Source organism: Campylobacter sp. JH23 (genome assembly GCF_017846595.1).
Lineage (GTDB): Bacteria > Campylobacterota > Campylobacteria > Campylobacterales > Campylobacteraceae > Campylobacter_D > Campylobacter_D coli.
In genome coordinates this window covers 34233-52690 of record NZ_JAEQBP010000008.1, presented here as the reverse complement: position 1 = coordinate 52690, position 18458 = coordinate 34233, and the positions used below count along the sequence as shown (strand labels likewise).

The window sequence follows — 18458 nt, the reverse complement described above, 5'->3', positions numbered from 1 at the left end:
TAGCTCAAATTGATCAAACCACTAAGGATAATGTAGAGATTGCTAATGAATCAGCTATTATTTCTAGTACAGTAAGTGATATAGCTAATAACATACTTGAAGATGTGAAAAAGAAAAGGTTTTGATTGATTGTTCACTAACACCTAGTTTGAACTAGGTGTTAGTAGAATTTACAAATAGATAATTTAATAATTTAGTATTTTTTATGCTATGATTTTATTGATTTAAAAATAAGGACTATCAATGAATCTTTGGGATAAAAAAGCTAAGAGCTACGCAAGATACAATCAAAAACTCAATTCCATACAAGAGCAAAGTTTTAAAGAATTAGAAAAACTAAATATAAACTTTAAAGATAAAAAGATTATAGATATAGGATGTGGCACAGGAGTATGGACTTTACACTTAGCACAAAATGCAAAAGAAATCACTGCTCTTGATAATGCAAAAGCTATGTTAGAAATTTTAAAAGAAGATGCTAACAAGCTCCAACTAACAAATATCAAATACGAAAATTGCACTTTTACAGAATGGATAAATAAAAATCAAAACGCTCAATTTGACATAGCATTTTTAAGTATGTCCCCTGCTTTGCAAGACAAAAAAGACTATTTAAACTTTATGCGATTGGCTAAAATTCGAATTTATCTTGGCTGGGCCGATTATAGAAAGAGTGATTTTTTAGATCCTATATTTAAACATTTTAATACAGAATTTAAGGGTATTTATAAACAAGATTTGGAAAGTTATTTGTTAGAAAATAATGTGAAATTTCATAAATTTATCTTTGATGAAACACGCATAGTAGAAAGAAAAAAAGATGAAGCCATAGAAAATACCTTGTGGCATTTAAATATGAATGGAGTTAAAGCTTCTAAGCAAGATTTAGAAACTTTTGTGAAAGGCGATATCAAAGAAACCATACAATCAAAAATCAAACTTTTGATTTTTTAATCCTTGAGATAAAATTCTATCTTAAGGTAGATATATAATCTTGTAATACTGAAATATTTTTATCAAAATGCTCATTTTATAAAATTAAACTTAAAAGTAATTTTAGATTATTTTAGTTATTATTTTGTTCTAATATTATTATAGGAGATTTTATGGATATAAATACTGTATTGATGATGATTTCAGACAAAATTCCATCCAATAGCTTGCCCCTTGTGCAAGATAAGCTTAAAAATGCAAGTGAAGATAAAATCAACTCTCTTGCTATCTTACCTTTTAAAAGTCATATTATAGGTTTGATCTTAGGTCTGTTTTTAGGTGCCTTTGGAATTGATCGTTTTTATAAGGGTGATATAGGTTTGGGTATTGCTAAACTTATAACTTGGTTAGTAGGTGTTGTTACCATTTGGATTTATATCGGTGGTTTAATTTTATTCGTTTTATGGATATGGTGCATTGTGGATTGGTTTTTAGTATGGAAAGGCATCAAAAAAGACAATCTTAATAAAATCTTAGCTGTATTATAAAAATAGCAACTTAGATAAAAACTAGTTTTAAAACTAGTTTTTATTTTACTCTAAATTTTAAACTTTCCCCCGCCATAAAAGGAACTACTTTTTCATTCTCGTTTTTATATTCGTTTGGAACTTGCCATTCTTGATTTTCTAAAACAATGATTTTTTCTTTTTCAAAGGTTAAATTATGCATCTTGCAAGCGTTATCCGAAATAAATCTTTGTAAATTAGCTTCATTTGAATTTTTACTAAAAAGATCAGCCAAAACACAAAGTGCTACACTCGCACTAAATACACCCGCTGCACAACCGCAACATTCTTTTTCATGCTTAGGATGTGGTGCACTATCGCTTCCAAACATCACTTTTTCATATCCACCAAAAGCAAGCTCACAAAGCGCTTCTTTATCTTTATAATGCTTTGCTATAGGCTTGCAAAAAAGATGAGGCTGCATTTTTCCACCGATAACATCATCTAAAGTGATGATTAAATGATGTAAAGTAATGGTTGCATATAAATTTTCATAATCTTTCAAAAGTTCACATAAGGTTTGAGTCGTAATATGCTCCATAACAATCTTAAGACGCGGAAAATTTTTAGCTAAATTTTCATAGATTTTAGCAAAATTGCTTTCCCTATCCATCACAAAATCATTGGTTTCTCCATGTACCAAAAGTGGAATTTGTAAATCACTCATCGCTTCTAAAGTGGGTTTTAAATTCTCTATATCAAAACTTGAAACCCCACCTTTTGAATTTGTGGTAATACCCGCAGGATAAAGCTTGATACCAAAAATTTCATCCTTAGCACTTTCAAGAAATTTTTCATCATAATTTTTAAAAAAAAGAGTCATTAAAGGAGTGAAATTCTCATTTTCACAAGCATTTATTATACGCGTTTTATAAGATTTTAAACTCTCTAAATCACAAAGCGGTGGAACTAAATTTGGCATAATCACACCCGCACGAAAATCTTTAGCACTAAAAGGTGCAACCAAGCTTAGCATGTTTTTATCTCTTAAATGCAAATGCATATCTAGTGGGTTTTTAAGTGTCATTTTTTCTCCTAAATCAATCAGCAAATTTTATCCTATAAAGCTAAAAATAATAATAAAAAGTGGTTCTAAGATAAAGAATACTTAAAATAAAAATTTATTTTCTAATCACAAGGGATGCAAAGTTGATAAAATCCATTTTTCAACTTTTTAAAAAGCTTTTTTTCTTCTAAAAATTTAAAAGTGGCGATGATGGTAGGTTTGCTTTGGTTTAATCTTGCTTCAAGCTCGCTTATTTTTATCATCACAAAACCATTTTCATCCGCATTTTCACATAAAAATTGAAGCAGCTCAAAGCGTTTTTTACCTAAAATTTCTCTCATTAAATTTTCAATTTTTACAGCCATAATTTTCCTAAGATAAATCCCCAAATAAAAAGTGCTAAACACACACTAAAAAATACTGCCGCACTTGCACAATCTTTAGCAACTTTAGCTTTTTCATGCCATTCATTTGTAATCAAATCCACACAAGCTTCAATAGCTGAATTTAAAGCTTCAGTGATTAAGATGAGAATTAAAACAGTGATTAAAAACAAATGCTCCAAAAAGCTTACATCTAAAAAAAAGCTAAAAACGATAGCGGGGATAATCACACAAAGCTCTAGCCGAAAAGCCATTTCATTTTTAAGCAGGGCTAGAATTCCTTCTAGAGCATATCGTGCATTGTTTAAAAGATGATATTTTGGTTTCATTAATTGGCCTTTAAGGTTTGATTTAATAAATCATAATCTGACTCATAAACCATGGTTTTAACATCAAAATAACCCAAAAGTGTGCTGAAAAGATTATCTTGAGAAAGTTTTAAGCCTTTATGATTTTGAGCTGTCATCATGAGTTTTTTATCATTGCTCCAAAAAATGACAGGGATATGAGTTTGATAGCTTGGCGCTATAGCATAAGGCATTCCGTGTAAATAAATTCCATTTTCACCCAAACTTTCTCCATGATCTGAAAGGTATATTAAAGAACTCTCATAATCTTTTTTTTCTTTTAAAAGTTTGATAATCTCACTTAAAAGATAATCCGTATAAAGCAAAGTATTATCATAAGTATTGATTAAAGCTTCACTATCACATTTTGAAAGTTCATTAGTATCACAAGTTGGGATAAATTTTTTAAATTCGCTTGGATAACGCTTATAATAAGCTGGTCCATGAGAGCCTTGTAAATGAAGAACTATGATATTTTGAGTATCTAAGCTATCTAATCTTTCTTTTAAAAAAGGTAACAAATTTTCATCCCAATCACTAGAAAGTTGCTGTTTATCTGATAATCTATCGCAAACCCCTTTACACTCACCTGAATTATTATCTATCCAAGAAGCTTTTACGCCTGTTTTTTGCAAGATATCCATAACATTTTCTTGATATTCACTACTTGAATAGTTTTGACGCTTTGAAAGAGAAAACATACAAGGCAGACTCACCGCTGTAGCAGTGCCGCATGAAGAAAAATTATCAAAAAATACTACATTATCTTTTTTGGTATAAAAATTGGTATCATTTTTAGCATATCCACCCAAAGAGTAATTTGCCGCTCTAGCGGTTTCACCCACTACCAAAACTAAAAGTTTTTTAGTGTGATTGTTTTCTCTATAAGCATCATTAGCTATAGTTTTAAATTCTGGCTTAACTTTTACAAAACGAACACAATAGCGATATACGGCATAAATTGGATAAAAAGGAACATTATACATTCTTATTTCATTGTAAGTTCTAAAAAAAGGTATAAAGGTTTTACTTAAAGGCACAAAGGCGATTAAAAAGATAGAACAACCCAACAAAGCACTTAAAACTCTAACCCGTATCTTTTTAAAGAAACCTTGCTCTGTATTATTTTCAATACGAATTCTTAAAATAAAAACACAAAAAAGCAAGACGACAATAGCCAATAAAACCAAACGCCAACTTAGCAAATCTTTCACTTCTTTTATGTCAGTTTGCATAACATTTTGTATCATATCTGAATCAATTAAAACTCCATAAAAAGTGATAAAATAAAGACTGGTACAGGATGATAAAATAAAAAATATAGACAATATTTTAGTTAAATATTTTACAAAAATAAGTGAAAAAATCATATGAACCAAACCAAAATAAGCTACGATAAAAACTAAAGTAAGCAGTAAATTTTGGGATAATTTTTCATAAACAAATGAATGTAAATTAAAATTTAAAAGTGTAATGAGTATGGAATTAAAAAGTACAAATCCAAACCAAGAAAGTTTAAATTTAAACATATTCTCCCCTTAAAAATAACTAAAAAGCAAAGTTTAGAAAGAAAAAACTAACCATTAGTAATATTTTTTATTAATTATGATATTATTTTTATTTCAAAAATTTAAGGATTAACTGATGAAACTACTTTCATGGAATGTCAATGGCTTAAGAGCTATTTGTGATAAAAATGCGCTTGATTGGATAATAAAAGAAAATATTGATTTTATAGGTTTTCAAGAAATTAAAGCACATGAAGATAAATTTCCTAAAAAAATTTATGAATACCCTTTTAAGCATATGTATTCTAATTCTGCCAAAAGGGCTGGATACTCGGGTGTTATGAGCCTTTGCAATTTTGATAGTGAAGTTAAAAAATGTGAATTTTTTGATGATGAAGAAGGCAGAGTTTTAGAACATCGTTTTAAAAACATAGCACTTTTTAATATCTATTTTCCAAATGGACAAAAAGATGAAGAGCGTTTAAGCTTTAAGATGAAATTTTATGCGAAATTTTTGGTGTATTTAGAAAAACTTTTAAAGGATGGCTTTGAAATTATCATTTGTGGTGATGTCAATACCGCACACAAAGAAATCGATCTTACCCATCCAAAGGCAAATGCCAATACCTCGGGATTTTTACCGATAGAAAGAGCTTGGATTGATGATTTGCTAAAACTTGGTTTTATTGATACTTTTAGAGAGATCAATGGCGATATCAAAGAAAAATACTCGTGGTGGAGTTATAGAATGAAGGCAAGAGAAAGAAATGTGGGCTGGAGAATCGATTATTTTTTCATTTCAACAGGTTTAAAAGACAAGCTGAAAAATGCTTTCATAAGAGATGATATTTTTGGTTCAGATCACGCACCTGTAGGCATAGAAATAGATATTTAATATCCCAAAATGGGATATTATTTTTTAATGAGTTTTTTTGCCCTTTCCCAAAGTCTTACGCCTAACTTTTTAGCTTTTTTTGAATTTAATTCTTTGTATTTTTCCCCTGCTACTTTCTCAAGCTCAAGAATTTCTTGCTTAAAGCGATGCAGTTTTCTTTGAGTTAGTCTATTAAAATCATTGATTTTTGGGTTTTTCTTGATATCATTTAAAACCAAAAGCAATTGCTCCCTACTCTCAACAGCAAGGCGTTTGAATTTAGCAAAAAGATTATCAAGCTCATGCTCTAATAAATTTTCAACTATATCCTTTGATGGATTTTTTTGTTCTTTAATTTCTCTTTTTAAAAGTGCGATAAAATCATCTTCTATGCCTATTAACTCTTTACTTTTTAAACTCACATCTTCTTCGAATTTTGCGTAAGCAAGTGTAGTTTTAAATTTTTCCATAGCTAAAGAAATTCCATCTCTAGTCCCTTTAATCGCACCAAGACAAAGATCTTTAGCATAAGCTATAGATTCATTTGCTATCTCAAAAGCTGTATTTAAAATAATACTTGAAATTTTTAAAATACGCTCTTTTTCAAAATGTGCCTCGCAAATAGCATTGTAAACAAGACTTTTGGCAATTTCACTGCTAGTAAGTTCTATATCTTCAGCTTTTTCAAGAGTAGTTAAAAAAGCACTTTCAGCAGTTTCTTTTAAAATTCCAAGCATTTCTATATCAAATAAAATCGCATCATTTAATCCGCTGCTAAATTCATCGCAAAAAGAACATTCTTGTAAGATATTTTCAAATTCAAGGAAATTATCACTGATTTGATTTTTAATTAAATTCTTTTGATTTTCGATTTGTTTGTTTAATAATTCTGCCTCGCTGATGTATTCATAAAGGACATTTTGAGCATCTCCTACACTAGCTTTTACCAAAGCTTTGATAACTTTTGCAACATTTTCATCATCAAATAAATCAAGTTTTTTCAAAATGGTTAAAAACTCAACCAAAAGTGAATTTAAAATCTTTTTAGTGCTGTGTGGATCTTGTGAAATTTGCTTATACGCAAGATTAAAACTTAAATCCTCAAGCAAGTCTTTCACTTCATCTTTTTTGAGATTGGATAAAGAATTCTCAAATATAATCAAAGTATTTTTCATTTAATCCCTCTTTCTTAAAGCACAAATTTGGCTTTAGCTTTTAATTTTTCAAAAATATCCAAACGATCCTTTTTGCTATCTACATAAACACTGAGTAAAAAACTTTGATATTTTCCACTAGAACTTGCATTAGAATGTTTGTATTTAAAATCTCTTTGTCCCAAAAGCTCTTCAAACAAAGCTCCTGCATGAACATGCGCTTCAAAAATCACCTTATAATCCCAAAAAGTAGGATAATTAACAATAGGCTCTTGTTTAAGATCGCACAAATTTACCACTTTTACCCCCTTCTTTGCTTTCAAGTACAATTTCACTTATTTTCATTGTTTTATCGATGGCTTTAATCATATCATAGATAGTTAAAAGTCCTATGCTAACGCCGCTTAAAGCTTCCATTTCTACCCCTGTTTTACCCTCGCATTTTACCGTTACTATAAGTTTAAAAGTATAATCTTTAGGAAATTCAACTATATCTGTCTCAACCTTAGAAATCATCAAAGGATGACACATAGGGATAATTTCACTTGTTTTTTTAGCACCCATGATAGCTGCTATAACAGCAGTTTGAAGTACGGGGCCTTTTTTAGAAGTATTGTTTTTTATAGCCTTAAAAGCTTCTTCGCTCATACTGATCATACCGCTTGCTGTAGCCACTCTTTTACTTATATCTTTTTGGCTTACATCTACCATTTTAGGGCGGTTGTTTTCATCTAAATGAGTCAATTCCATAATCAACCTTTTTTAAAAAATATAAAAAATTATAGCAAAAGCAATCAAATTTAAGCTAAAATTAGATTTTATTTTGTTTATCAAGGAGTAAATAATGGCTTATGATGATGAAGATTTAGAATTTGATGATTATGAAGGTGAAGAGGATGAGTATGCTCACAATCATCACAAATCCTATAATTATGATGATGATGATTATGACTTTGATGATGAAGCAAATGATGATGATTTTTATGAAATGGATTAAAAATGAGAAAAATTCTTAGTAAAAAAGATATAAAAACGCTAGGACTTTCATCTTTAGGTGGAACCTTGGAATTTTATGATTTTATTATCTTTGCATTCTTTTCAAGTTATATTTCAAAAAACTTCTTCCCTGAAAATTTAAGCCCTTTTTGGCAACTTTTTAATACCTATGGCATATTTGCAGCAGCTTATGTAGTAAGACCGCTAGGCGGTATAGTGATGGCACATTTTGGCGATAAATTTGGGCGCAAAAAAATGTTTATGCTAAGTATTTTGCTTATGGTAATACCAACTTTTGCACTGGCCTTTATCCCTTCTTATGAAAGTATTGGTTATCTTTGTGTAGTATTTTTAATGCTTATAAGAATAGCTCAAGGTATTTCCATAGGAGGAGAATTACCCGGTGCTTGGATTTTTGTATATGAGCATTCACCGCAAGGACAAAGAAGAACTTATATAGGCTTTTTAACAGCTTCTGTGGTGGGTGGAATTTTACTTGGAAGTATAGTATTTTTATTGATGCACAAAATTTACACTCAAGAAGAATTATACGAATGGGCTTGGAGAGTTCCTTTCTTTTTAGGTGGAATTTTTGGACTTATTTCAATATATCTTAGAAAATTTTTAAGTGAAACTCCTGTTTTTGAGCAAATGAGAAAAGAAAATGTTTTAGAAAAATTTCCGCTTAAAGAAGTATTTAAAAGAGCAAAAGCAGGTGTTCTTATCTCTATGCTAATCACTTGGGTTTTAACAGGTTGTATTATTGTAATGATTTTATTTATCCCAAAATATATGGCAGAAATTTTACAATTTGATACCAATTTCCAAACTTATTTACAAATGGGTGGAATTTTCTTTATTTCTTTGGGTTGTATTATAAGTGGAATTTTAGCTGATAAAATAGGTATTTTTAAATCTAGTATTATTTTTTCCTTGTTTTTTGGCTTAGCTTGTGCGTTTTATTTTCACTTTCTTTACAATACAAATGCCGATATAACTCTAGTCAGTATTTTTTACTTGCTAGCTTGTCTTTTTGGTGGAGTGATGAATTTTTGTCCTTTAATAATGAATGAAGCTTTTGAAGCAAAGATTAAATTTTCAGGACTTTCTTTTTCTTATAATATCGCCTATGCCATTGCAGGAGGTATAACCCCTCAACTTACACTTTTATTGCATAAATTTGCATTTGCAAATTTAGATAATGCGTGGCGTTTTTCTTTGGGTTATTATATGTTTTTAATCGTTTTATTGGCTTTATTATCAGCTTTTATTTTTAGATATCTTAATAATACCCAACGCACATACTCTCAGTGATTTTTATACGCTTTTCAAAAGGCGTGGGGCTAAAAAAATGGCATTTTTCTATGTAAATATGCTGATAATAATTTAGCCCTAAAAAATCATAAAATTTTTTTAAATTTACAAATTTAATACCATGAATTTCTTTTAAATCTAAAAGTTTATAGATTGAAGAATTATTTTTTTTTACAAGATGCGATGGAGCTAATCCCGTAAAAGAACAAAAAGCACTTGCTAGCACAAAACCACTTAAATCGCTACATTGTTTTAAAACTTCTCGATGTTTTTCTAAAATGGAATTCTTGTGTAAAAAAATAATACGAGTCCCTTGATATCTACCAATTTCTACTTTTTTCCAAAATTTATAAGCATTTTTTGAAATTCCAGCTAAACGATGAAATTCCGCGTTTAAAACATAATGATCTAAAAATTCATTAGGAGGTAAAATGATACTTTTCATTAATTTAATAAAATAAACAATTTAACCTTCTTTTATTAGGTTTTCTTTAGCTTCTTTTGGAAGTTTTGAAATAAAATTATCAAGATTAAAATCAATCCCTTGACTTCGAGCCTCATTAATCAAAGCGATAGAAGCCTTGATATTAAAAGAAGAAAAATTATTATGAGGTGTAAAAAGATGATCAACAACTGAAAGAGCGTAAGCTGATTTTTTAACCTCATTTCTAGCTGCGTGCGGAGAGCGAGCAAAACAAATAGTTTCAACTAGCATATCATCAAATTTCCAACGATAAAGCAAAAATCCTAAGAATGAAATATGATCAACACCTAAAAATTCATTCTCTACCATAGATAAATCACTAAAATTATTTTTTTCCAATCTAGCTAAGAACTCGGCATCTTTTTTATTTTGAATAAGAAAATTAGAAAAAACTACAATACCAAGTCTTAAAAGCATAGAACAAGGCACTAGTAAATGCGATAGCTTTTTATCCTCATTGCCCAACCAATCCATGATAAAAGAAGTTTCCTCGCTGCATTTATTTACAAATTCTGTCGTGCTTAATCCATAAGGTGATACATCGATTTTAAAACTATCTCTAATTGAATCTGCCATGATAGTATTAACGATATTACCTATACCCAAAAGAGAGACAACTTGAGCCAAAGAGGTGATTTCTCTTGAAAAACCATAAAAGGGAGAATTAGCCAAGCGTAAAAGCTTAGCAGTCATTAAAGGATCACTTGAAATAATATTAGCAATTTCATCAATTTTTACATTAGAACCCGATTCGTTGATATATTTTCTTAGTTTATTTATAGTATCAGGCAAAGGAGGTAAAACTTCAACACTTCGAAGTAAAATTTCATTCATATCAGTTGCCATATATTTTCCTTGGGCTATAATTTTTATTAATCTATTATTATAACTAAATTTTAATTTACTTATACGATGATTTTTAATATATATGCAAGAAAGTTTCTAAAATGGCCTTATTGTGTTACAAAACTCTATGGCTTATAAGTGATATTTTAATTTTATTATCATATAATTTTTATGATTTTATTAATAAATCCTAAATAAAATTAGTTTTTAATGAGTTGTATTTTAAAATTTAAATGCAGTTTATATTGACAATCATGAGTTAAGATTTAAATCTTAACTCATTAAATTAAAGCGCTTTTTTTGCAGCTTCTGCGATTTTTGCAAAAGCAGCAGCATCATTCATTGCTAAATCAGCTAGAATTTTTCTATCAAGCTCAATGCCTGCTTTTTTAAGTCCATTGATAAATTTAGAATAACTTAAATCGTTTAATCTGCAAGCAGCATTGATACGCACAATCCAAAGACGGCGAAAATCTCTTTTCTTGCGGCGTCTATCACGATACGCATAAACAAGACTTCTTTCTAATTGTTCTTTTGCTTTTCTAAAATGTTTGCGGCGTCCGCTATAAAAACCGCGTGCTAATTTTAGAACTTTTTTATGTCTGCGGCGTCTTACAACACCTGTTTTTACTCTTGCCATTTTTATTTCCTTTCATAAAGTGGCGTCCATTTTGGAGCTTGCCCTTAAATTTTTAGCAACTTAAGGAGAGTTTGAATGACTTATGTCAAAAACTTAAATTCCTAGCATTTTTTCTACAGCTTTTACATTAGTGCTGTGCACATATTTAGCTGTGCGAAGATCACGCATTCTTTTTGCAGGTTTTTTAGTCAAAATATGGCTTCTAAAAGCAGAGCCTCTTTTGATTTTATTTTTACCTACTTTAAAGCGTTTAACTGCGCTTTTTACGCTTTTCATCTTTGGCATACGCTTTCCTTTCGGATAAATTTTTAAATTTTTTCAAAAAGAAAAGCTAAATGCTAGCAAATTTTTGCTAATTTTTGACTGAATTTTGTATTTAAAAAACTTGGCACACCTTTTGCTTATAAAAAACTAGCAATATTTTTGAAAGATTTAAAATGACTATAAATTCGGCAAACCCTTATCAAAATTTGGCCCTATCCAATCCTTTACAAAATAGCCAAGCTTTGAATTTAATCAAAGATAAAAAAGGTTCAAATTTAGAAGAAAATGAAAACAATTTAGAAAATTTAAATTATATTTTTAACACCACTTCTTATGCAAGTGAATTTAGCTTTAGGATAGACGAGAAAGGTTTTTTTGAAAAAGATTTAAATAAAATCGCTAATATACCTGAATCTTATAATATCAACATCAAAAGTGTTAGAAATATAGCCAAAGAATTAACAAGACAAGATGCAACTTTAAATTATAACAAAATAGACCTACCCTATCTTTTAAACAGCTATTATAGCTCGCTAAAGTCTGTCAATTTAGAATTTAGCGAAAATGATAATGCTAATTTAAGTCGCGATATGATTTCAAAATTTGCCACCGGATTTTCTACTGAAAATGGGGAATTTTTAGGCAAAATTTCAAGAATTTACAACAATCAAGAAGAATTAAACTCCGCGCTAAACAAAACTCTAAGCCTAAATACTTTAATGCTAGATAACAAAATTACTAATTTTCACTTCGATAGAGCTTTAAACAATACCTCATCTAATGAAATTTTAAAACCTTACCTAACCAAAAATGCTGAAGTTTCAAAATCAGGGCTTTTGATGAATTTTATTTATCATGATATCAAAACACAAAATGATAACGAGCTTAATTTTTTTATGAAACCTGCGAGTTTGGATCTCAATGCTCATACTAATTTTCAAAAAATCCTTAGAGGGGAAATGGATATAAAAGACTATATCAAACAACAAAACGAACAAAAAATGAGCTTTGATTTATATCTTTATGTGAATGGAGTAGATAAAAAAACCGCTTCTCAAGATAAGCTTTCAGTTTTTTTTCAACAATATGTCAATTATCAAAAAGATATGGATTTAAGAGAATTTGCAAATTCAAGCTCTATCTTCCAAATTTATATTGATGAAAATCATAGCGAATTTAACTCTCTTAAAGAAGAATATCAAAGCCAAAATAAAGATTTAGAAAAGCTAGATAATGCTAATAATATGCGTTCTAGCTCCATAGAAAATTTCTTAGATCGTCGTCAAAAACAAGCCAATTTAAATAAGATATTAAATTCTTATTTATCAGTATTACTTTAAAGTAATTTTATAAATATTTAAAAATACAAATTTTAATCCATAATTCTTTGTATTTTTTTACTTTAATATTCATATTTTTGCTATAATTTTTAAACTAGAATTTATATTTTTCTGTTATTATCCATTTTCATAAAAAGATAAAAAATATCCGAATTAAAATTTAAGGAAATTAAAGTGAAAGTATATTTAGATAATAATGCAACAACGATGCTTGATCCAAGCGCATACGAATTAATGTTGCCATTTTTAAAAGACATGTATGGAAATCCAAACAGTCTTCACCAATGGGGCAGCGCAACTCATCCTGCCCTAAGAGAAGCTATGGATAAACTTTATGCGGGACTTGGCGCAAATGATTTAGATGATATAGTTATAACATCCTGTGCTACTGAAAGTATCAACTGGGTGCTTAAGGGTATATATTTTGATCATATTTTAGATAAAGAACGCAATGAAGTGATTATCTCTAGCGTAGAACACCCTGCTGTTGCTGCTGCTGCTTATTTTTTAAAAAGTCTTGGAGTAAAAGTCATAGAACTTCCTGTAAATGAAGAAGGAGTTTCTACTGTAGAAGATTTGCGTAAAGTGATTAGCGATAAAACAGCACTTGTAAGTGTTATGTGGGCTAATAATGAAACAGGAATGATTTTTGATATTCAAAAAATGGCAGAAATTACTCATGAATTTGGAGCGCTTTTTCATACAGATGCTACCCAAGCAGTAGGAAAAATCAAAGTAAATTTAAACCAAGTAGGAGTTGATTTTGCTTCATTTTCAGCTCATAAATTCCATGGACCAAAAGGTGTAGGCGGACTTTTTATCAAAAAAGGTCTTAAGCTTACTCCACTTTTACACGGTGGAGAACACATGGGTGGTCGTAGAAGCGGGACTTTAAATGTGCCTTATATAGTGGCTATGGGCGAGGCTTTGCGTATTGCAAATACTATGCTTGATTTTGAAGATTCTCATATACGCCGTTTAAGAGATAAACTAGAAGATCAAATTTTAGCCTTGCCTGATACAACAGTGGTTGGAAAAAGAGAACACCGTGTGCCTAATACAATCTTAGCAAGCATTAAAGGAGTTGAAGGCGAAGCAATGCTTTGGGATTTAAATAAAAATGGTATAGCTGCAAGTACGGGCTCAGCCTGTGCAAGTGAAGCTTTAGAAAGCAATCCTATCATGGAAGCAATCGGAGCTGAAAATGACTTAGCACATACAGCTTTAAGGCTTTCTTTGTCACGTTTTAACACTGAAGAAGAAATTGATTATGCAGCAAAACAAATTAAAAATGCAACACAGAGATTAAGAGCAATTTCTTGCACTTATGCTTATAATCCAAATAATTACAAATAAGGATGAAAAATGGGAAAAAATAGTTTAATTGGTGGATCCATTTGGGATGAGTATTCACAAAAAGTTCAAGATAGAATGAATAATCCTCAACATATGGGAGAATTTAGCGAAGAAGATGCTAAAGCACGCAATGCAAAATTGATCGTAGCTGATTTTGGCGCAGAAAGTTGCGGCGATGCGGTAAGACTTTTTTGGCTTGTAGATGAAAAAACTGATAAAATTATCGATGCAAAATTTAAAAGTTTTGGTTGTGGTACAGCTATAGCAAGTAGTGATACTATGGTAGATCTTTGTATAGGAAAAACTGTAGATGAAGCAGTAAAAATCACAAATTTAGATGTGGAATTTGCTATGCGTGATAATCCAGAAACTCCAGCTGTTCCACCTCAAAAAATGCACTGTTCAGTTATGGCTTATGATGTAATCAAACAAGCAGCAGCGCATTATAAAGGCATAAGTCCTGAAGATTTTGAAGATCAAATTATAGTTTGCGAGTGCGCTAGGGTAAGTCTTGGAACTATTAAAGAAGTGATTAAACTTAATGATTTACACACTGTAGAAGAAATCACACAATATACTAAAGCGGGTGCTTTTTGTAAATCCTGTATCAAACCAGGCGGACATGAAAAAAGAGATTATTACCTTGTAGATATTTTAGCTGAAACTAGAGCTGAAATAGATAGAGAAAAACTCAAAAATACAATGAAAAGTGATGTGGCTTTTGATGAAATGACCGTAGTGGGACAATTAAAAGCAGTTGAAAGTGTTTTAGATGCTGAAATTCGCCCTATGCTTCATAATGATGGTGGAGATTTGGAAGTGATTGATATACAAAAGGCTGAAGGTGCAGCAATTGATGTTTATATTCGTTATCTTGGTGCTTGTAGTGGTTGTTCTAGTGGAAGTGGTGCAACACTTTATGCTATTGAAACAATTTTACAAGAAGAATTAAGTCCAAATATACGCGTTATGCCAGTTTAAAAAAATAGCAAGATAAAATCTTGCTATTTTATAGCTTTTGCTTGCAAATCAAGGGGTGGTAAATTTTCTATATAAATACTACGACTTGGGAAAGCAAAGGTTAAACCATTTTTTTCAATTATACGCATAAACTCAAGCATTAAACTTTGTCTAGCTTCTCTAAAATCTTTTCCACCTATTTCTTTGATATAAAAATAAAGCTCTATATTAATACTACTATCTGCAAATTCACTTAAAGCCACATAACAAGCATTTTTATAACCCTCAAGATCATTGATAGAAACTAAATTTTGACGATATTTTGTTGTATGATCGCCATACTTTAATGCTCCATCATCTTCATGTGCTACTAAAGGACTTGTATATAAAAGCTCTTTTAAATCTTTCACACAATTTTCTAATTTTTCAGGAGTAGCATCATAACCAACACCCAAATACATTTTAACATGACGCCCCATGCGTCTTTTGCTCCAATTTTTGATATTAGCTCCCATAATAGTTGAATTTGGTAAAAATACAAGACAATTATCAAAAGTTCTAATAGTAGTTTTTCTAAGTCCTGTTTCAACCACGGTTCCTTCTATGCCTGAAACCTCTACCCAATCTCCTTGATTAAAGCTATTATCAAAAAGTAAGAGTATAGAAGCAAAGAAATTTGCAATGATATCTTTCGCCGCTAAAGCAACAGCTAAACCACCAATTCCCAAAGATGCAATAATAGCCGAGATATTAAAACCAAGTTGTGCTAAAATATAAAGAAGTGCGATCACAAAAATAACAAAATATAAAATTTTAATGACTAAATTTACCACTTCTTTTTTGCCACTCTTTTGTGCAAGTTTTGAAACCAAAACCACGCCATATCCATCAAGTATCCTTAAAATCAACCAAGCGATTAAAACAGCATAAACTATGTGGAAAAGATTACTTAAATTAATACTTAAAGGAGCAGGATAAGTTGCTATTGTAAGACAAAGTGAAATGGCATAACAAATAAGCAAAAAACCCACAGGTTTTTTAATATTGTCTATAAAAATAACCTTAATATCATCTGCATCGCTTTTATTGTGATAAACTAAACGAACGAGGATAAAATAAACTATATTTGAAAAAAAGCGTCTTAAAGACATAAAAAAAACTAAAACTAAAATCGAAATAACTATCTTACCCGTATTTATAAAATCAATATTGGCCATTTCATTGATACGATCTATCCATACTTGAAGTTCAAGCAAAGAAAAAATATAATTACTTTCTAACAAATCTGCATTCGCACGCAAATATTTTAAAATTTCTACATAAGCATCCACAGCATTAAAAATCATTTCTTCTTTATTGGAAATTTTCTCTAATTCAGATGGATTATTGATTTTAGCTTTATAAATACTAAGATCTATATTGGTTGAATTTTGCAAATTTTCCATTGCCTTATCGACCGTAGAGATTATACTTTCACTATTTGCTGCATTTTTAAAAAGTCTTTCAAGCTCAAATAAAGACGAATAAAAACTTTTAACAACATCTAAATACATAATATTTAAGGTTGTATCTACATAAACATAAGGTTTGTTTATGCTCTTCTTTTGTAAATCTAACAAATTTTGCCTTGTTTTTAAAAAGCTTTCTACTGCTTTTTCATTGATTTGTTGCTTTACTATCATATCGGGCATTTTAGAAAGAATAGACTTTTTATCTTTTTCAAATTCGCTTAAAATTCCATCATAGGAACTTGAATTTTCATCATTATTTTTTTTAAATTCTTTAATTTGGCGATTTAAATCGATATATTTTTGCACCAAACTATAAACACTCTTATCTTGCGCACTTGCATTGGTATCTATAAGACGAAATTCATCCCCCCAAAGACATGAAATACCTAAAAGAAACAAAATGATTATTTTTTTCATTGCGTTTTCCTATTTTGAATTAATTTAAAAATTTTAGCCTTAAAATCATACTCATATATTTCACCCGTTTCGATGATATAATACCAAGCATGCACTTCTAATCTTCCCTCATCTAAAGCTTCTTGCACTCCAGGATAGGTAAAAATATTTTGCAAAGAATTCACTAAGTTAAGTTTTTCAGTAAGCCAAGAACGCATAGCTATATCATCTCTTGCAAAGATCGTAACATCCCTTTTTATAGGATCAAGCATAGTGAGCCATTTTTTTACATTAGGAATTTTATCCAATTCTTCATCAGAATAGTATAATGCATTACAACCACCACAATTACTATGTCCACATACAACGATATTCTTAATGCGTAAAGAATTTAAAGCATATTCTATTGCTGAAGTAGTCGCTAAATAATCCTGACCCACGCGATAAGGTGGGACAATATTTGCAATATTTCGTATCACAAAAAGCTCACCTGGGCCTGTATTGGTGATTAAATTGGGGATCACTCTAGAATCAGAACAACCTATGAAAAGAGTATGAGGATTTTGCTTATTTTTAAGACTTTCAAAAAGTTCTTCATGCTCTTTAAAATCCTCTTGCATAAATTTGATCGCACCGCTAATAAGATTATCCATATATCAACCTAATTGAAAAATCTTAAAATTATAACAAATTTTCAGCAAAGAATTTCACCTACAAGCAAACATTCGCAAATTAACTCTTTATTAAATTTTTTATGCTAGAGTTCGCTCAAGATTTAAGTTAAAATCGAAATCTTTTAAGGAGGATGAATATGAGTCTTTATGATAGAGACTATTCACGATCAAGAGAATTTGAAAACACTCGTTCAAGTGAACTTGGTATTTTTATTAAACAAACTTATCAACTTTTTGCGGCTTCTCTTTTAGCAGCAACTGTTGGTGCATATGTAGGAATTTATGCTTTAGCGGCATTTTTTATACAATCACAAGTAACCTTTTGGATACTTTTTGCTGTTGAAATAGGACTTTTGATTGCCTTGCAATTTAAAAAACGCGAAGCTCCATTGAATTTAATTTTACTTTTTGGTTTTACTTTTTGTTCAGGCTTAACCCTAACGCCATTACTCATTTCTGTTCTTGCCCTACCAGCAGGTGGAGTAATCATCGCTCAAGCTTTTGCTCTAACAACAGTAGCTTTTGCAGCGCTTAGTATTTTTGCTATGAATACCAAAAAAGATTTCACACTAATGGGTAAAGCTTTATTTATAGTTTTAATCGTGGTTGTAGCGGCTTCTTTGCTTAATATCTTCTTCCAAAGCAGTTTATTAAATTTAGCTATTTCAGCCGTAGCAGCGATTTTATTTTCATTTTATATTCTTTATGATACACAAAATATTATTCGCGGAAACTATGAAACTCCAATTGAAGGTGCTGTAGCGCTTTATCTTGATTTTGTAAACCTTTTTGTATCTTTACTTAATATCCTAAGAAGTTTCAATAGTAGATAATTTTTTGCGGGAAAGTCCCCGCAAAATTCTTAAAATTTCAAATCTTTTCAAGTTTTATTTAGTTACAATATCT

At 30.2% G+C, this 18458-nt stretch carries 22 protein-coding genes and 1 pseudogene; 10 read left to right on the top strand and 13 right to left on the bottom strand.

Annotated features, from left to right (window positions below):
• The 3 genes and pseudogenes from KAR88_RS08315 to KAR88_RS08305 form a co-directional block, all read left to right on the top strand.
• Positions 1–125: pseudogene (locus KAR88_RS08315) on the top strand (methyl-accepting chemotaxis protein); the annotation flags it as partial.
• 118 nt (positions 126–243) lie between these two features.
• Positions 244–954 carry a class I SAM-dependent methyltransferase gene (locus KAR88_RS08310; protein ID WP_002838909.1) on the top strand — a complete coding sequence of 237 codons (711 nt, stop codon included), beginning with the start codon at positions 244–246 and terminating at the stop codon, positions 952–954.
• A gap of 152 nt (positions 955–1106) precedes the next feature.
• Positions 1107–1481 (top strand): TM2 domain-containing protein, encoded by a 375-nt coding sequence (locus tag KAR88_RS08305; RefSeq protein ID WP_002782258.1) that lies wholly within the window; start codon positions 1107–1109, stop codon positions 1479–1481.
• A 40-nt stretch (positions 1482–1521) separates the two neighbouring features.
• Here the strand turns inward: KAR88_RS08305 and pyrC are convergent, their stop codons facing one another.
• From pyrC to KAR88_RS08285, 4 genes are all read right to left on the bottom strand, one after another.
• Positions 1522–2526 (bottom strand): dihydroorotase, encoded by a 1005-nt coding sequence (gene pyrC, locus KAR88_RS08300; protein ID WP_002804695.1) that lies wholly within the window; start codon positions 2524–2526, stop codon positions 1522–1524.
• Positions 2527–2627: 101 nt separating this feature from the next.
• Positions 2628–2870 (bottom strand): replication/maintenance protein RepL, encoded by a 243-nt coding sequence (locus KAR88_RS08295; RefSeq protein WP_002778019.1) that lies wholly within the window; start codon positions 2868–2870, stop codon positions 2628–2630.
• A complete protein-coding gene (locus KAR88_RS08290; RefSeq protein ID WP_002778018.1) occupies positions 2861–3217 on the bottom strand; it encodes a diacylglycerol kinase in 357 nt (118 codons plus the stop codon). The genes KAR88_RS08295 and KAR88_RS08290 overlap by 10 nt, the downstream gene beginning before the upstream one ends.
• Positions 3217–4764: a phosphoethanolamine--lipid A transferase gene (locus tag KAR88_RS08285; protein ID WP_002794714.1), complete on the bottom strand. Its 1548-nt coding sequence runs from the start codon at positions 4762–4764 to the stop codon at positions 3217–3219. Before KAR88_RS08285 ends, KAR88_RS08290 begins: the two co-directional genes overlap by 1 nt.
• Before the next feature lie 115 nt (positions 4765–4879).
• Here KAR88_RS08285 and KAR88_RS08280 point away from each other — a divergent pair, with 115 nt between their 5' ends.
• Positions 4880–5638 carry an exodeoxyribonuclease III gene (locus KAR88_RS08280; RefSeq protein ID WP_002778010.1) on the top strand — a complete coding sequence of 253 codons (759 nt, stop codon included), beginning with the start codon at positions 4880–4882 and terminating at the stop codon, positions 5636–5638.
• Positions 5639–5655: 17 nt separating this feature from the next.
• Here KAR88_RS08280 and KAR88_RS08275 read toward each other — a convergent pair whose 3' ends face one another.
• The 3 genes from KAR88_RS08275 to moaC are packed head-to-tail and all read right to left on the bottom strand — an operon-like array spanning position 5656 to position 7521.
• On the bottom strand, positions 5656–6792 hold the full coding sequence (locus KAR88_RS08275) for a hypothetical protein (RefSeq protein ID WP_002778008.1): 1137 nt from the start codon (positions 6790–6792) through the stop codon (positions 5656–5658).
• A gap of 14 nt (positions 6793–6806) precedes the next feature.
• Complete coding sequence (locus tag KAR88_RS08270) at positions 6807–7070, bottom strand: DUF493 domain-containing protein (RefSeq protein WP_002778007.1); 264 nt, start codon at positions 7068–7070, stop codon at positions 6807–6809.
• Entirely contained in the window at positions 7048–7521 is a 474-nt protein-coding gene (gene moaC / locus KAR88_RS08265) for a cyclic pyranopterin monophosphate synthase MoaC (protein WP_002778006.1), read from the bottom strand. Before moaC ends, KAR88_RS08270 begins: the two co-directional genes overlap by 23 nt.
• Before the next feature lie 94 nt (positions 7522–7615).
• Between moaC and KAR88_RS08260 the strand changes: the two genes are divergently transcribed.
• Both KAR88_RS08260 and KAR88_RS08255 read left to right on the top strand, forming a co-directional pair.
• Positions 7616–7768: a highly acidic protein gene (locus KAR88_RS08260; protein ID WP_002778005.1), complete on the top strand. Its 153-nt coding sequence runs from the start codon at positions 7616–7618 to the stop codon at positions 7766–7768.
• 2 nt (positions 7769–7770) lie between these two features.
• Positions 7771–9081: an MFS transporter gene (locus tag KAR88_RS08255; RefSeq protein ID WP_002778004.1), complete on the top strand. Its 1311-nt coding sequence runs from the start codon at positions 7771–7773 to the stop codon at positions 9079–9081.
• Here the strand turns inward: KAR88_RS08255 and cheQ are convergent.
• From cheQ to rpmI, 4 genes are all read right to left on the bottom strand, one after another.
• Positions 9050–9526, bottom strand: coding sequence for a cheVAW transcriptional regulator CheQ (cheQ, locus tag KAR88_RS08250; protein WP_002782712.1), 477 nt, complete (start codon positions 9524–9526; stop codon positions 9050–9052). The two genes, KAR88_RS08255 and cheQ, sit on opposite strands and share 32 nt — an antisense overlap.
• Positions 9527–9547: 21 nt before the next feature.
• Complete coding sequence (locus KAR88_RS08245; protein ID WP_002782711.1) at positions 9548–10411, bottom strand: HDOD domain-containing protein; 864 nt, start codon at positions 10409–10411, stop codon at positions 9548–9550.
• A 286-nt stretch (positions 10412–10697) separates the two neighbouring features.
• A complete protein-coding gene (gene rplT, locus KAR88_RS08240; RefSeq protein WP_002777997.1) occupies positions 10698–11051 on the bottom strand; it encodes a 50S ribosomal protein L20 in 354 nt (117 codons plus the stop codon).
• A gap of 93 nt (positions 11052–11144) precedes the next feature.
• A complete protein-coding gene (gene rpmI, locus KAR88_RS08235; protein WP_002777995.1) occupies positions 11145–11336 on the bottom strand; it encodes a 50S ribosomal protein L35 in 192 nt (63 codons plus the stop codon).
• A gap of 152 nt (positions 11337–11488) precedes the next feature.
• Between rpmI and KAR88_RS08230 the strand changes: the two genes are divergently transcribed.
• The 3 genes from KAR88_RS08230 (at position 11489) to KAR88_RS08220 (ending at position 14992) form a co-directional block, all read left to right on the top strand.
• Positions 11489–12655, top strand: a complete 1167-nt coding sequence (locus tag KAR88_RS08230; RefSeq protein WP_002777982.1) for a hypothetical protein — start codon at positions 11489–11491, stop codon at positions 12653–12655.
• A 174-nt stretch (positions 12656–12829) separates the two neighbouring features.
• Complete coding sequence (locus KAR88_RS08225) at positions 12830–14011, top strand: NifS family cysteine desulfurase (RefSeq protein WP_002777980.1); 1182 nt, start codon at positions 12830–12832, stop codon at positions 14009–14011.
• Positions 14012–14020: 9 nt separating this feature from the next.
• A complete protein-coding gene (locus KAR88_RS08220) occupies positions 14021–14992 on the top strand; it encodes an iron-sulfur cluster assembly scaffold protein NifU (protein ID WP_002777977.1) in 972 nt (323 codons plus the stop codon).
• A gap of 23 nt (positions 14993–15015) precedes the next feature.
• Here the strand turns inward: KAR88_RS08220 and KAR88_RS08215 are convergent, their stop codons facing one another.
• Together KAR88_RS08215 and KAR88_RS08210 are read right to left on the bottom strand one after the other, a co-directional pair.
• The gene (locus tag KAR88_RS08215) at positions 15016–16899 is read right to left on the bottom strand and encodes a mechanosensitive ion channel family protein (protein ID WP_002803138.1); all 1884 of its coding nucleotides are present in this window, start codon (positions 16897–16899) and stop codon (positions 15016–15018) included.
• Entirely contained in the window at positions 16896–17531 is a 636-nt protein-coding gene (locus KAR88_RS08210; RefSeq protein ID WP_002781884.1) for a carbonic anhydrase, read from the bottom strand. Before KAR88_RS08210 ends, KAR88_RS08215 begins: the two co-directional genes overlap by 4 nt.
• 158 nt (positions 17532–17689) lie before the next feature.
• On the opposite strand from KAR88_RS08210, the gene KAR88_RS08205 reads away from it, so the two are divergent.
• The gene (locus KAR88_RS08205; protein ID WP_002777968.1) at positions 17690–18385 is read left to right on the top strand and encodes a Bax inhibitor-1/YccA family protein; all 696 of its coding nucleotides are present in this window, start codon (positions 17690–17692) and stop codon (positions 18383–18385) included.
• Positions 18386–18458 lie beyond the last annotated feature (73 nt).

Coding starts and splice junctions, on each gene's coding strand:
- KAR88_RS08310 (WP_002838909.1), top strand. CDS start 244: ATGAATCTTTGGGATAAAAAAGCTAAGAGCTACGCAAGATACAATCAA.
- KAR88_RS08305 (WP_002782258.1), top strand. CDS start 1,107: ATGGATATAAATACTGTATTGATGATGATTTCAGACAAAATTCCATCC.
- pyrC (WP_002804695.1), bottom strand. CDS start 2,526: ATGACACTTAAAAACCCACTAGATATGCATTTGCATTTAAGAGATAAA.
- KAR88_RS08295 (WP_002778019.1), bottom strand. CDS start 2,870: ATGGCTGTAAAAATTGAAAATTTAATGAGAGAAATTTTAGGTAAAAAA.
- KAR88_RS08290 (WP_002778018.1), bottom strand. CDS start 3,217: ATGAAACCAAAATATCATCTTTTAAACAATGCACGATATGCTCTAGAA.
- KAR88_RS08285 (WP_002794714.1), bottom strand. CDS start 4,764: ATGTTTAAATTTAAACTTTCTTGGTTTGGATTTGTACTTTTTAATTCC.
- KAR88_RS08280 (WP_002778010.1), top strand. CDS start 4,880: ATGAAACTACTTTCATGGAATGTCAATGGCTTAAGAGCTATTTGTGAT.
- KAR88_RS08275 (WP_002778008.1), bottom strand. CDS start 6,792: ATGAAAAATACTTTGATTATATTTGAGAATTCTTTATCCAATCTCAAA.
- moaC (WP_002778006.1), bottom strand. CDS start 7,521: ATGGAATTGACTCATTTAGATGAAAACAACCGCCCTAAAATGGTAGAT.
- KAR88_RS08260 (WP_002778005.1), top strand. CDS start 7,616: ATGGCTTATGATGATGAAGATTTAGAATTTGATGATTATGAAGGTGAA.
- KAR88_RS08255 (WP_002778004.1), top strand. CDS start 7,771: ATGAGAAAAATTCTTAGTAAAAAAGATATAAAAACGCTAGGACTTTCA.
- cheQ (WP_002782712.1), bottom strand. CDS start 9,526: ATGAAAAGTATCATTTTACCTCCTAATGAATTTTTAGATCATTATGTT.
- KAR88_RS08245 (WP_002782711.1), bottom strand. CDS start 10,411: ATGGCAACTGATATGAATGAAATTTTACTTCGAAGTGTTGAAGTTTTA.
- rplT (WP_002777997.1), bottom strand. CDS start 11,051: ATGGCAAGAGTAAAAACAGGTGTTGTAAGACGCCGCAGACATAAAAAA.
- rpmI (WP_002777995.1), bottom strand. CDS start 11,336: ATGCCAAAGATGAAAAGCGTAAAAAGCGCAGTTAAACGCTTTAAAGTA.
- KAR88_RS08230 (WP_002777982.1), top strand. CDS start 11,489: ATGACTATAAATTCGGCAAACCCTTATCAAAATTTGGCCCTATCCAAT.
- KAR88_RS08220 (WP_002777977.1), top strand. CDS start 14,021: ATGGGAAAAAATAGTTTAATTGGTGGATCCATTTGGGATGAGTATTCA.
- KAR88_RS08215 (WP_002803138.1), bottom strand. CDS start 16,899: ATGAAAAAAATAATCATTTTGTTTCTTTTAGGTATTTCATGTCTTTGG.
- KAR88_RS08210 (WP_002781884.1), bottom strand. CDS start 17,531: ATGGATAATCTTATTAGCGGTGCGATCAAATTTATGCAAGAGGATTTT.
- KAR88_RS08205 (WP_002777968.1), top strand. CDS start 17,690: ATGAGTCTTTATGATAGAGACTATTCACGATCAAGAGAATTTGAAAAC.